At 76.2% G+C, this 13,026-nt stretch carries 10 protein-coding genes; 3 read left to right on the top strand and 7 right to left on the bottom strand.

The features are described 5' to 3' along the window. The first annotated feature begins 134 nt into the window (after nucleotides 1-134). Nucleotides 135-1,517 (top strand): UDP-N-acetylglucosamine 1-carboxyvinyltransferase, encoded by a 1,383-nt coding sequence (gene murA, locus B056_RS0124715; RefSeq protein WP_018504534.1) that lies wholly within the window; start codon nucleotides 135-137, stop codon nucleotides 1,515-1,517. 58 nt (nucleotides 1,518-1,575) lie between these two features. On the opposite strand, the gene B056_RS37860 is transcribed toward murA, so the two are convergent. The 5 genes from B056_RS37860 to B056_RS0124695 form a co-directional block, all read right to left on the bottom strand. Further along, a complete protein-coding gene (locus B056_RS37860) occupies nucleotides 1,576-3,177 on the bottom strand; it encodes a protein kinase family protein (protein WP_268258392.1) in 1,602 nt (533 codons plus the stop codon). Further along, complete coding sequence (locus B056_RS45495; protein WP_268258391.1) at nucleotides 3,174-3,677, bottom strand: serine/threonine-protein kinase; 504 nt, start codon at nucleotides 3,675-3,677, stop codon at nucleotides 3,174-3,176. Before B056_RS45495 ends, B056_RS37860 begins: the two co-directional genes overlap by 4 nt. Before the next feature lie 246 nt (nucleotides 3,678-3,923). After that, on the bottom strand, nucleotides 3,924-5,054 hold the full coding sequence (locus B056_RS0124705) for a hypothetical protein (protein WP_154677226.1): 1,131 nt from the start codon (nucleotides 5,052-5,054) through the stop codon (nucleotides 3,924-3,926). Between the two features lie 97 nt (nucleotides 5,055-5,151). Next, a complete protein-coding gene (locus B056_RS0124700; RefSeq protein ID WP_018504532.1) occupies nucleotides 5,152-6,156 on the bottom strand; it encodes an NAD(P)H-dependent glycerol-3-phosphate dehydrogenase in 1,005 nt (334 codons plus the stop codon). Then, a complete protein-coding gene (locus B056_RS0124695; protein WP_018504531.1) occupies nucleotides 6,153-6,992 on the bottom strand; it encodes a lysophospholipid acyltransferase family protein in 840 nt (279 codons plus the stop codon). Before B056_RS0124695 ends, B056_RS0124700 begins: the two co-directional genes overlap by 4 nt. A gap of 160 nt (nucleotides 6,993-7,152) precedes the next feature. Between B056_RS0124695 and cofC the strand changes: the two genes are divergently transcribed. After that, nucleotides 7,153-7,872: a 2-phospho-L-lactate guanylyltransferase gene (gene cofC / locus B056_RS0124690; protein WP_018504530.1), complete on the top strand. Its 720-nt coding sequence runs from the start codon at nucleotides 7,153-7,155 to the stop codon at nucleotides 7,870-7,872. Between the two features lie 22 nt (nucleotides 7,873-7,894). Continuing rightward, complete coding sequence (locus tag B056_RS0124685; protein ID WP_018504529.1) at nucleotides 7,895-8,758, top strand: cyclase family protein; 864 nt, start codon at nucleotides 7,895-7,897, stop codon at nucleotides 8,756-8,758. On the opposite strand, the gene B056_RS0124680 is transcribed toward B056_RS0124685, so the two are convergent. Continuing rightward, nucleotides 8,722-11,367 carry a putative bifunctional diguanylate cyclase/phosphodiesterase gene (locus tag B056_RS0124680; protein WP_018504528.1) on the bottom strand — a complete coding sequence of 882 codons (2,646 nt, stop codon included), beginning with the start codon at nucleotides 11,365-11,367 and terminating at the stop codon, nucleotides 8,722-8,724. The genes B056_RS0124685 and B056_RS0124680 overlap by 37 nt on opposite strands. Before the next feature lie 533 nt (nucleotides 11,368-11,900). Beyond that, nucleotides 11,901-12,917: a transglutaminase family protein gene (locus B056_RS0124675; RefSeq protein WP_407672421.1), complete on the bottom strand. Its 1,017-nt coding sequence runs from the start codon at nucleotides 12,915-12,917 to the stop codon at nucleotides 11,901-11,903. Between the last annotated feature and the right edge of the window lie 109 nt (nucleotides 12,918-13,026).

The following is a 13,026-nucleotide window of genomic DNA, read 5'->3' as shown; positions in this document are numbered from 1 at the left end:
CGCGCCCCGTGGCGCCGATCACCCGGTCTGATTGAATCTCCCCGGTTTCAGCCAGCGGCCGACACACCGAAAACCCTGGCGCATCCGACTCGTCAAACCCTGGCGCATCCGACTCATCGCCGTGGAGGCAGCCCGTGAGGGAACCCAGTTCCGGTACGACCACACCCGCGGGTTCGGACCGCCACTGGTACAGGATCGTCGGCGGTGCGCCGCTCACCGGGTCCGTCGAGGTCTCCGGCGCCAAGAACTCGGTCACCAAACTGCTCGTCGCCACCCTGCTGACCCCCGAGCCCTGCACGCTGAGCCGGGTGCCGCGCATCGTCGAGGTGGACGTCGTCCTCGGCATGCTCGCCGAGCTGGGAACCCAGGTCGAGTGGCTCGACTCGCACACGGTGCGGGTCACGACCCCGCGCATCGTCGACGCCTCGCTCGCCGAGGCCTACTCCGGGGTCAACCGCATCCCCATCCTGATGATGGGCCCGCTGCTGCACCGGGTGGGCGAGGCCGTCGTCCCGCTGCCCGGCGGCTGCCGGATCGGCAAGCGGCCGGTCGACTTCCATCTGCGCGGGCTGCGCGCGATGGGCGCGGAGATCACCGAGCAGCTCCGCTCGGTCGAGGTCAAGACCCTCGGCCTGCACGGGGCGCACGTGACGCTGCCGTTCCCGAGCGTCGGGGCCACCGAGAACCTGCTGCTGGCCGCCGTGCGGGCCAAGGGCACCACGGTGATCTCGAACGCGGCGGTGGAGCCCGAGATCATCGACCTGATCCTCTTCCTGCAGCAGATGGGCGCGCTGGTCGACGTCGAGGTCGACCGCACGATCGTCGTGCAGGGCGTCGAGGCGCTGCGCGGGGCGACGCACGAGGCGATCCCCGACCGGATCGAGGTCGCCTCGTTCGCCGCGGCGGCCGTCGCGACCAACGGCCGGGTGGACGTCGTCGGGGCCCGTCAGGAGCACGTGGCGACCTTCCTGAACCATCTGCGCCGGCTCGGCGGGGAGTTCCAGGTCAGCCCGCACGGGCTCACCTTCCACCGGGCCCGCGAGCTCACCGCGACGCACGTGCAGACCGACGTCCACCCCGGGTACATGACCGACTGGCAGCAGCCGCTGGCCGTGCTGCTGACCCAGGCCAAGGGCGCCTCGGTGATCCACGAGACGATCTACGAGGACCGGTTCGGCTACACCAGCCAGCTCAACGAGATGGGCGCGGACATCGCCCTGTCGACGTTCTGCCTGGGCGGGAAGGCCTGCCGGTTCGCGTCCCGGGACTTCGAGCACTCCGCGGTCGTCAGCGGCCCCACCCGGCTGCGCGGCACCGATCTGGAGATCCCCGACCTGCGCGCCGGGTTCGCCTACGTGATGGCGGCCCTGGTCGCCGACGGGTCCAGCCTGATCAGTGGCACCCGGTTCCTGGAGCGCGGCTACGAGGACCCGGTGGGCAAGCTCCGCTCGATCGGCGCGCTGATCGAGACCGTGCCCGCGGACGTCCCGCCCACGGGGAGCCGCGCCACCGCCTGAGCCTGGTAGGCCCGGCTGGCTGACCGCGCCTACCGGGCCTACCGGGCCGGCGGCCGGGTCACGGCAGGGACCACAACCGGACGGTCTGGTCCTTGCCCGTGCTGACCAGGATCCGGCCCCGCGGGGCGAACCGAACCGACATCACCCAGTCAGCGTGGCCGACCAGCGGCCGGCCACGCTGCCGCGGGCGGGTCCGGTCGGCTGTGTCCCACAACCGCACCAGGTTGTCGAAGCCGCCGCTGGCCAGGGTGCGGCCGTCGGGGGCGAAAGCGAGCGACCAGACCCGGTTCTCGTGCCCCGTCAGCGGACGGCCCAGCATGGTCGGGCGGTCCGGGACGGTGACGTCCCACAGCCGGATCACACCGTCGACACCGCCGGTCGCGAGGGTCCGCCCGTCCGGCGCGAAGGCGGCCACGAGCGCGGACGTGGGCCCCGCGACGGTACGCGCCAGCCGGCGCGGCGCACGCCGGTTCGTGACGTCCCAGAGCAGCACCTGCCGGTCGTAGCCGGCGGCGACCAGCAGGTGGTCATCCGGGGCGAAGGCCACCGAGGTCACGAACGAGGTCGCACCGGTCACCGGCCCACCGAGCGGGCGGGGCGCGCCGCGCTCGGTCATGTCCCACAGCCGGACCGACCGGTCGTCGCTTCCGGTGGCGAGCATCCGGCCGTCGGTGGCGAACGCCGCCGAACGCGCGGGCCCCGCGTGAGCCGGCAGCGGCGCGCCCAGCAGCTGGGCGGCGTCGGGCCGGGTGACGTCCCACAGCCGCAGCGATCCGTCCCAGCTGGTGCCGGCGAGGGTACGTCCGTCGGGCGAGAACACGACCGACGTCACCCCGTCGTCCGGGCCGTCCGGCAGACGCCCGATCGACCGGGGAGCGGCCGGCTCGGTGAGGTCCCACAGCAGCACCGCGCCGTCCCTGGCGCTGGTGGCCATGATCGTCCCGTCCGGGGAGAAGTCCGCCGACAGGACCCAGCCGTCGTGGCCCACCAGCGGCGGCCCGGCCGGGCGCGGCGCCGCCCGCCAGCCGAGGCCGAAACGGCCTCCCGGACGCCCGCCCGAGCCCCGCGCGGTCGGGTTACCGACCACCGGGGCCGGGGCCGCCGGGCTCAGGGTCGGCGCGGCGGCCACGGCCGGGGCCGCGCCCGCGACGGGTGTCGGGGCGGGTGCCGGTACCGGCGCGTGGGTCTGTAAGGAGGCGTGGGCCGGTGCCGGCCGTACCGGGGCCGGGGGCCAGGGCCGTGGCCCGGCACCGGTCGGCGCCCGGCGGGTGGCCTCGGCGCGGACGTCCGCGTCGAGGTGCAGCGGCAGGCCGCAGCGGTCCAGCCAGTCCGGTCCGTACGCGGTCGCGGCGGCCCGGGCCAGGGCGAACGCGAACGCCTTCGCCGATTCCGGGCGCGCCTGCGGGTCACGGGCCAGCGTGCTCGCGACGACCGCCGCGACCGGGCCGGCGATGTCCGCCACCGGCGTCGCGACCTGCCGTGGGCCGAACCCGCCGACCGGCCGGCCGAACGTCGGCGGGTCTAACGTCGGCGGGCCGAACGCCTCCGCGCCGGACAGCAGCTCGTAGAGCACGACTCCCAGGGAGTAGAGGTCGCTGGCGGGCAGCAGCCGACCGCCCGCGAGCTGCTCGGGCGCCATGTAGCGGGGGGTTCCGATCACCGTGCTCGCGCCCGGGTTCCCCTGTCGACGATCTTCGCGATCCCGAAGTCGGCCACCTTGAGCTGCCCGGAGGCGTCGAACAGGATGTTGTCGGGCTTGATGTCGCGGTGCAGCACGCCGCGGTCGTGCACGTAGGCCAGCGCCGAGGCCACCGCGAGACCGGCCGCGCAGGCCGCCGGCGGGCTCATCCCGGCGCGGCGCCGGGTCAGCGTGCCGCCGGCGAGCATCTCCATGACCAGGACGCGCAGCCCGTCCCGCTCGACGTAGTCGTAGACGCGGATGACGTGCGGGTGGTCGAAGCCGGCGACGATGCGCGCCTCGGCGGCGAACCCGTCATCCGCCCGGCCGTAGCCGCGCGTCATCACCTTGACCGCGACGTCCCGCTGCATGTCGCGGTGCCACCCGGCCAGCACCAGGCCGGACGCCCCCTCCCCCACCGGATCACCGAGCGAGTAGCCCGGCAGGACGGCGGCAAGGCGCGCCCGGTCGGCCTCGGTCATCGACCCACCGCCCGGGGCACCGGCGAACCAGACAAGCCTCGAACCAGGGACGTAAGCCCCAGCAGCCCAGCCACGAGCCGTGATCCTACGGGCGGGCCACACCGGCCCGGCTGGCGGGAGTCGCATCCGTGCGGTGACCACCCGACCACCGGAACGGCGACCAACCCGACAACCCGGCCGACGGGCCGGTCGGCCCGGACCGTCCGGCCCGTCGACAACCCGGCTGACCGGGCCGGGCCGGGCCGGTCAGCCGGTGGGCACGCCGATCCCGGACCGGGCGAGCACCCCGGTGTAGGTCCGCGTGGTCACCTTCCAGTCACCGGCGACGAGCACCGCGGCGCCGACGGCGACCCCGCCCAGCGAGGCCGTCGGCACCAGGACCTCGAACAGCACCCGGGCGTGCCCGGGATCGGTGAAGACGGGCTCGCCGACCAGCACCCGGGCGCCCGCGATCTGCCGCGGGAACCGCTCCCGCACCCGGTCCAGGATCTCCCTCAGCCCCGCTCCGCCCTCGACGGCGCCCAGGGCGTGGCCGTCGCCCTGCCCGCCGGTGAAGGCGCGCCGGAAGGCCGCCCGTACCCGCTCGGCCTCGGCCGGGACATCCGCCGGGACGCCCGCCGCCGGCGTGTCGGGCGCGTCGAGCCCGTCCCCCGCGGGCCACAGCGGCACGGCCCGCCCGGCCGCCGCGCGCAGCGCGGAGCCGTCCACGGTGACGCTCGACTCGGCCAGTCCGCGCGCGGGGAAGTCGACGACCAGCGTGAGCGGCCCGACCGGCGGCAGCGGCCACAGCCAGTACCGCAACCGGTGCACGGCCGGCGCCTGACGCTCGCCGACGAACTGGGCCGTGAGCGTTCGGTACGCGGCGCCGGGCCCGTATCCGAACTCCGGTGGTTGCGGGGAAGGGAACGGCTGGAAGGGAACGGGGACCGCCCAGCCCTCTCCCGAGCCCGCGGAGTCCACGACGGTCAGCAGCGGGCCGTCCGACGGGTCGGCGGTGCCCAGGGCGGCCTCGAGACGGGCCGTGAGCGGCACGGACGGATCGGCCGCGACCGCCCGGGCCCCGCCGGGGAGCACGACGCCGAACCGGACCATCCGGTGCGCCTCCCGCGCCCAGGCGACGGACAGCCGCGGGTCGACGCCGCCGGCCGTCCCCGGCCGCAGCCGGACCTCCAGCGTGATCTCCACACCGCTCGGGTAGGCGACGACGCCACCGAGGGAGACAGCGGTGTCCCCGGTCGCCCCGATCGACGGCGGCACCGGGACGACCCCGCCGAGCTGATGATCCGGCGGGGCCAGCCACGGAGCGCGCACGGGCCCCGGGGGCGGCGGCGGCACGGGTGTTGGGACGTCCTCGAAAATCCCCATAATGTGTCGCATCGTGACAGCGTGATGACGTGACGTCCACCGGATTTCCGCCGCCGGCGCCAGTACCGGCTCTCACACCGGCGCGGGCGCCGTTGCGGACGGCGCCGCGTCAGAGGTGGTACTCCGGGCCGGGCTCGCGGCTCATCAGGTCCTTGACCGCCTCCAGCGGCGGCAGCCCCTCGTACAGCACCCGCTCCACCTGGCGGGTGATCGGCATGGAGACCCCGAGCCCGTCGGCCAGCGCCAGCAGCGGCCGGCAGGAGCGCACCCCCTCGGCCACCTGGCGCTGCTCGGCGAGCACCTGGTCGAGGGTCATGCCGCGGCCGAGCTTCTCGCCGAAGCTCCGGTTCCGCGACAGCGGTGATCCGCAGGTGGCCACCAGATCCCCGAGGCCGGCCAGCCCGGCGAACGTCATCGGGTCGGCGCCGAGCGCCGTGCCGAGCCGCGCGGTCTCGGCCAGGCCGCGGGTGATCAGCGAGGCGAGGCTGTTGGTGCCGAAGCCCATGCCCTCCAGCATCCCGGCGGCGAGCGCGATCACGTTCTTCACCGCCCCGCCGAGCTCACAGCCCAGGACGTCCGCGTTCGTGTAGGGCCGCAGGTAGGGCGTCCAGCAGGCGGCCTGGACGGCGTTCGCCGTGGCCGCGCAGTCGCTGGCGACGACGGTGGCCGCGGGATGCTCGACGGCGATCTCGCGGGCCAGGTTCGGGCCGCTGACCACCGCGATGCGCTCCGGGCCGACCCCGGCGGCCTGCGCGATCACCTCGCTCATCCGCCGGCTGCTGCCGGCCTCCATGCCCTTCATCAGGCTCACGTACACGGCGCCCGGCCGCACCAGCGGCGCCCATTCGACGAGGCAGGAGCGCAGTGCCTGCGACGGGACGGCGAGCACCACCAGGTCGGCCTCGCGCAGCGCCCGCCGCGGGCTCGAGGTGGCGCGCACCAGGTCCGGCAGGCGGACGTCCGCCAGGTAGCGCGGGTTGACGTGCCGGCCGTTGATCGCGTCCGCGATGGCCTGGTCGCGGGCGAGCAGCGTGACGTGCGCGCCCGCGTCGGCCAGCACCTTGGCGAAGACCGTCCCCCAGGAGCCGGCGGTGAGCACCGCCGCGTGCCTCACCGCGCGCTCCCGGCCCGCGGCGCGTCCGGGTCGACGGGCGCGTCCGGGTCGACGGACGGGCTCGCCGCGGGCGACGCCGCCGCCGGCTGATCGGGAATCCCCGGAACCGGTTGCGCGGAACCGCCCGGCGCCCGCGGTGGCGCCGGCTCGCCCCGGACCAGCTCCACCAGCGCGGTGAGTTCGGCCATCACCGCGTCGGTCACCTCGCGCAGCAGCCGCGCGTCGGACGGGTCGGCGGTGCCGGCCACACCGGGCCGGACGGCGAAGCGGCTCAGGTCGACGGGCCGGCCCGCGCGGACGTGGATCTCCGGGCGGGTGAGCAGGTGCGGGCGCCGGTCGCGCCCCCATACGCGCTGCGCGCCCCACTGGGCGACCGGGATCACCGGCGCGCCCGTCGCCAGCGCCAGCCGGGCCACGCCCGTGCGGGCGCGCGCCGGCCAGTAGTCGGGATCGGTGGTGATGCCGCCCTCCGGGTAGATGACCAGTGCGCGCCCCGCGCGCAGCGCCGCGACCGCGTCCCGCAGCGCGCCACCCGCGCTGGGATCCCGGCGGTGGACCGGGATCTGCCCGGCGCCCGCCAGCACACGCCGCAGGATCGGAACCTGCCACAGATCGCTCGTCGCCATGAACCGGGGATTGCGCCCGGCGGCGTACACATAGTGCGCGAGCAGGGGCGGGTCCACCGTCGAGAGGTGGTTGGCGACCAGGATGACGCCCCCCGCGGCGGGGATGTTCCCCTGCCCCGACCAGCGCCGACGGGTCAGCAGGAAGGACAGCGGACGGATGACGGCCGCGGCGAGCGCGATCCAGAACCCGCCCCGCCATGGTCGTCCCATAGCGTCGAAGTCTTGCTCAGCCTCGGGAAGACTGTCGAGTTCGTGCCCTGACGGGCGGATCGGGGCACCTCCGGCGGGTCCGGCGCCCGGTGCCCCGCCGGCGGGTCCCGGACGCCGCGCGGGCCGCCCGCGACGGGTCCGATGTCCTATCGTCGGCGCTGTGCCGACCACCGAGACCGCCCCGTCCTGGGTCGTCCTGGTACCGCTGAAACCGCTGACCGTCGCGAAGTCGCGGCTCGACCGCCCCGACCGCGGTGCGCTCGCGCTGGCCATGGCGCTGGACACCGCCGGGGCCGTGCTCGACGTAGGCGGGGGCGTGGTGCGCCTCGTCGTCGTCACCGACGACCACCGCGCGCGCCGTGCCCTCACCGAGCTCGCGCAGTCCCGTTCGGCGGTCCTCGCCGGCGCGGCCGTCGTCGGGCAGTCGGGCCGGCTGCTGGTGGCCGCCGACGAGCCGGGCCGCGGGCTCAACCCGGCGCTCGCGCACGGCGCCGCGCTCGCCCGCCGGATCCACCCGGGGTGCGCCGTCGCCGCGGTGTCCGCCGACCTGCCCGCGCTGCGCCCGGCCGAGCTGCGCCAGGCGCTGGCGGCCGCGCCGCCGTCCGGGCGGGGGGTGCTGGCGGACGCGGTGGGCACCGGCACGGTGCTGCTCAGCGCCGCCCCCGGGTCCCCGCTGTGCCCCTCGTTCGGTCCCGGCAGCTTCCAGGCGCACCTGGACTCGGGGGCCGTCGACCTCACCGCCCGGCTCGCCGACACGGTCCCCGGGCTGCGCCGGGACGTCGACACCGTCGCCGATCTCACCGCGGCCCGCGCCCTCGGGCTGGGCCCGGCCACCGCCCGGGCGCTCGCGGCCGATCCGTCCCCGCGCAGCGCGGCGTGAGCGGGCGCGGGCGCGGGCGCGGATGAGCCGCCCCCACCGCCCCCGCTGGGCCCGCACGACCCGCGCCGGCGCCCGCGCCGGCCATGCGGGCGGGGCGCGGGACGGCGGCCTCGGTGCGGTGACCGTCGTCAGCCTGGCGCACGTGCACGACCCGGCGACGACGCCGGTGTTCCCCGGCGACCCCGAGTTCACTTTGACCACCGCGGCGACCATCGAGCGGGACGGCTACTACCTCCAGCTGGTGTGCCGCGGCGAGCACACCGGCACCCACTGGGGCGCGCCCGGCCACTTCGACCCCGCGGGCGCGCTGGCCGACGAGCTGCGCCCGGCGGACCTGTTCCTGCCCGCGGTGCGGATCGACGTCCGCGCCGCGGCGGCCGAGAATCCCGACTACCAGGTCAGCCTGGCCGACCTGGCCGCGTTCGAGCGCCGGCACGGGCGCATCCCCGCCGGCGCCGCCGTGATCGCGTGGACGGGGTGGGACCACCGCTGGGGCACGCCCGCCTACCCGAACCTGGACCGGCACGGCGGCATCCACCAGCCCGGCTTCGGGCTGGCCGCCGTGCGCTGGCTGATCGGGACCGGCCGGCTCGGGCGGCGGGGTGCCCTGGGGTCGGACACCTTCGGCCCCGACCCCGGCTCGGACGACACGTTCGCGGTCTCCCGAGCGCTCTACCGAGAGCACCGCGTCTCCCTGGAGAACCTGGCGAACCTGGAGGCTCTCCCGCCCACCGGGGCCTGGGTGCTGGCGGGTGGCGCCGTCAACCGCGCCGGCTCCGGCTCGGCGGCCACCGTGTTCGGGCTCATCCCGCCCCGCCGCCGGAGCTCCGGGCACCGCGGGGCCGCGCCTCACCACTGCTGGCCCCCGCCTTCCCCCCTGCCGTAGCCGTAGCCGTCCTCGCCGCCCGCGGAACCACCACGGAGACCACCGAGACGACTGCCGGGACCACGGCCGATGGGCGGCAGGCCGGCCAGCGGTCCGGGACGCGCGAAGAGGAACCCCTGGCCGAGCTCGCAGCCGAGGCGGTCCAGCTCCTCCAGCTGCGACTCCCGCTCGATGCCCTCGGCGACAACGACCGCCCCTAGCGCGTGGGCGACGTCGATCATCGATCGACGCAGGTTCGAGACCCGGCTGCCGTCCATCGGGAACTCGATGAGCGTGCGGTCCAGCTTGACGACGTCCACCGGCAGTCGGTGCAGGACGGCCAGGCTCGTGTTGCCGGCGCCGACGTCGTCCAGCGCGATCGCCACCCCCAGGTCCCGCACTCCCGAGAGCACGTCGGCCGCGGCGGTGAGGTCCGCGATCCGGCTGGTCTCGGTGACCTCCACGACGAGCCGGCGGGGATCGAGCCGGCTCGCGGCGAGCACCCGGGCGACGCTGTCGCGCAGCCTGGTGTCGGTGATCCGGCTGGCCGAGACGTTCACGTGCAGCCGCAGCCGCGAGCCGGCCGGATAGGCCAGCGCGACCTCGGTGCACGCCCGGGTCAGCACCAGGTCGTCGAGCAGGCCGACCATCCCCCCGTTCTCGGCGGCGGCGACGAACATGCCGGGCGGGACGGGCCCGCGCCCGGGGTCGGTCCAGCGCGCGAGGGCCTCCAGCGCGACCGGGAGCCCGTCGCGCAGCCGCACGATCGGCTGGTAGTGGACGTCGAAGCCCGCCGAGCGCCCGCCGCGGCGCAGCGCGGTGGCCAGGGCGTCGGCCAGGTGCGCGCCGGCCTCCGGCGAGGCCATCCCGGGCCGGTAGGTCACCAGCCGGTTCTTGCCCGAGCGCTTGGCCACGTGGACGGCCGTCTCGGCGTGCCGCAGCAGCGACTCCCCGGTCTCGTGGGTGCGGCGGGCGACGGCCAGCCCGACACTGGCCCGGATGGAGCGCGGCCGCCCGCCGACCGCCATCGGGTGGCGCAGCGCCGCCAGCACCCGCTCGCCGACCACCTCGGGCGACTCGTCACCGCCGGCCAGCAGCACCGCGAACTCGTCCGCGCCGACCCGGGCGACCAGGTCGGTGGTGCGCACGCAGTGCCGCAGCCGCTGGGCGACGGTGCGCAGCAGATGGTCACCGGCCGCCGGGCCGAGGCTGTCGTTGAGCACACTGAAGTCGTCAAGATCGCAGTACAGGATGGCGATGTCGTCGACGGGCCGGTCGTCGCCGGAACGCCACCGGTCGGTCAGGGCACCGCGCAGCCGGTGCTGGAACAGCGCCCGGTTCGCCAGCTCGGTGAGCGGATCGTGGAAGACCCGGTGATGGATCTCCCGTTCGGCGGCATGGACCCGCTGGGCGAGCCGGCGGCCCGCGCGGGCCGCCACCAGACGGTCGGCCACCATTCCGGCGACGACCACCGCGGCCAGCCCGACCTCCACGCCGTCGAGGTGGTGGCCGCCGGCGAGGCCGGCCAGCACCGTGGCCGTCGCGCAGCCGGCCACCAGCGTGGGCACCACGAGGAAGCCCCAACGCTCGGACCCGTCGCCGGCCTCACCGGCCTCGCCGACGTCGGCCCCGGCGGCCCCGGCGACCCCACGACCGCCGTCGGTCCCGGTCCCGGCACGTGTCAACACGGCATGCCCGAAACCGACGGCGTGGCCGAGGCCCGCGGCATGGCCGAGGCGCGCGGCAGGCGTGGGCCCCGCGAGATACGCGACCCCCGGGCGCCCGAAGCCCGCCGTCCCGATCCGGACGCCGCCGGCCGCGCGCAGCACGGCGAGCAGGACGAACCCGCAACCGGCGATCGGTACGACCCCGACCACCGCCGGGAAGGCCGCGGCGTCGGTCGGCCCGCGCAGCCACGAGGTCGAGGCGACGATCAGGAACAGGCCCACCGCGGCCGCGAGAACCCGGACCCGGTCCGGCGGCCGCCGGACCGCCGTGGCGTGCAGCGCGGCGACGACGAGCAGCACCGCCCCGGCGGGATAGACGACCGCCACGGCACGGCTCCACCCGTCCGGGCCGGCGGCGGCGAGCGCGGGGCGCACCCCGAGACCCCAGCCCACGAGAATCACCGAGCAGGCGAGCAGCAGCCGGTCCACCAGGCCCGCGACACCGTCACCGGTACGCTTCGCCCGCGACCGGCGGGCCCGGCCGAACCCGCCGAAGCCACCCGAAGCACCGAACCCGCCGGAACCACCGGAACCACCGGAACCACCGGAGCCGCCCGGGTCTCTTGGACCGCCCGCGATCGGTGTGCCCGCCGGCAGGGGCGGCAGATCCGGCTGGCTCACCGGCCGGCGCGCCCGCGCGGTCGGGGTCGCGGCGAGCGCCGCGAGCGCCAGGACGGGCATCGCCAGGTAGCCGACATCCGCCGGGGACGGCCGGCGGGGCCGCTGACCCTCACGCCCGTCGACGACCCACGCCGACTGGCTGGCCGTCCACGCCACCAGCGCCGCGGCGACCCAGATCAGCCATCTGCCGTGCGCCCTCCCGAGCCGGCGGCCCGTCCACACGCAGCCGGCGGCCGCGGCGAGACCCGCCGCGATCCCGACGCCGTCGAGCAGTAGAGGCACGCCCACCCTCCTCCCCAGTGGTCCGGTGGTCCGCCGCACCGGCACGTGGGCCGGTTCTCTGCGCACCGACGTCCGTGAGGTCAGCCGGTGGCGACCGAGGGTGATGACGGCATTCGCGGATGACGGTGCATCGCGGACGACGGTGCGTCGTGGGTGACCAGGGCCCCTGGGGCCCGGCCACTCGCGAGGGGTCACTGACCGCGGCGCAGGCCGCGGCACGCTCGTCGGGAACTCCCGCGAACCAGGACGACTCGTGCGTGGTCGATCAATCGACGCCGAGAGACCAGCTCGTCGGAGAGCCCCTCGGGTCACCGTATCTTGTGATCAGGCAAACACAAAGAGTGTCCACCTGTGGTGCGCGCGGCGCGTCGGGCACCCTACGGCGTCAGCCCGAGGCGTCCCGGCCGGCCAAACCGGACGAGCGACCACGCTCCGGCGCCGCGGCGCGCCGCGGAACACCGAGATCGCCCCTCGCCCATCGCCCCTCGCGCACCGCGCACCGCGCACCGGGCACCGGGCACCGGGCACCGGCGCTAGACGACGTCGACCCGGGCGGTGGCGACGAGGACGCCGCGGCCCGCGCCGACATAACGGCCCGAGGTCGGGGCGACGTCCTGGTAGTCGCGGCCGACCGCCACCGTGACGTACCTCAGGTCGGCGAGCCGGTTGTGGCAGGGGTCGAAGGCGACCGCGGCCGCGCCGACACCGCCGGGGGTGAACGCCTCGGCCAGCGCCGGATCGACCGCCTCCGCGAGCGTGTCCGCCCCCGCGGGCGCGTCCACGACGGCGACCGGCGGGGCGAGGGCCGCGGGCACCAGCACCTCGACCCAGGCGTGCGACGCGCCCTCACCCAGCATGTGCCCCTGCGCGTACCGCGCGGGGATGCCGGCCGCCCGGCACATCGCGATCATCACGTGGGCCTGGTCCTGGCAGACGCCGCGCCCACCGGCGAGCGCCTGCGCGGCGGTCGTCGCGACGTCGGTGCTGCCCGAGACGTAGGCGATGCGCTCGTGGACCCAGCCGCACACCCGGCGGGCCGTGGCGACCGGGTCGGGTCCGGCCAGCGAGCGCGCCGCGTCGACCATCTCCGGGGTGGGGGCGGTGAGGGCGGTGGCGGTGAGCAGGCGGCGGCTGCTCAGCGCGGACGCCGGCAGCGCCGGCCACCCGGCCCGGGCGATCCGCTCGACCACGACGGTGACGTCGAAGTCCAGCGTCGGCGGCACGACGTCGATCCGGATGTTGGCGACCTGGAGGCCGTCCGGCCCGCGCTGCCAGGTCGTGCGCGCCCCCGGGGCGGAGACCCGCAGGTCGACGGAACGGCGGAACTGGCCGCCGTGCCGCGGCGGGGGTACCGCGACGAGCCGGTGGTCGAGGTTCGTCGCCCGGCCGTCGTAGGTGTACCGGAAGCGCTGGCTCACCCGGTAGGTGACCCGCCGCGCGCCCGCGACGTCGGGCGCGGCGTCGGACACGGCGAACGGCACGGCGAACGGCACGGCGAACGCGTCCGCGGCGGGCCCCGGCCCGGCGCCGGGTGCCCCAGGAGTCTCCACCACGCCACCGATCGTCACTCTGCTCTGTTTCTCATCCGTTAACAGAAGCCGCACCGCGGCACGACTGTCACCGAACGGCACCAGCACAGGACATCTCAGCAGCCCGGAC

The organism is Parafrankia discariae (assembly GCF_000373365.1).
GTDB lineage: Bacteria > Actinomycetota > Actinomycetes > Frankiales > Frankiaceae > Parafrankia > Parafrankia discariae.
This window is presented reverse-complemented; position numbering and strand designations above follow the sequence as displayed.

Coding starts and splice junctions, on each gene's coding strand:
- B056_RS45495 (WP_268258391.1), bottom strand. CDS start 3,677: ATGACCGAGGCCGACCGGGCGCGCCTTGCCGCCGTCCTGCCGGGCTAC.
- B056_RS0124705 (WP_154677226.1), bottom strand. CDS start 5,054: ATGCGACACATTATGGGGATTTTCGAGGACGTCCCAACACCCGTGCCG.
- B056_RS0124695 (WP_018504531.1), bottom strand. CDS start 6,992: ATGGGACGACCATGGCGGGGCGGGTTCTGGATCGCGCTCGCCGCGGCC.
- B056_RS0124685 (WP_018504529.1), top strand. CDS start 7,895: ATGAGCCGCCCCCACCGCCCCCGCTGGGCCCGCACGACCCGCGCCGGC.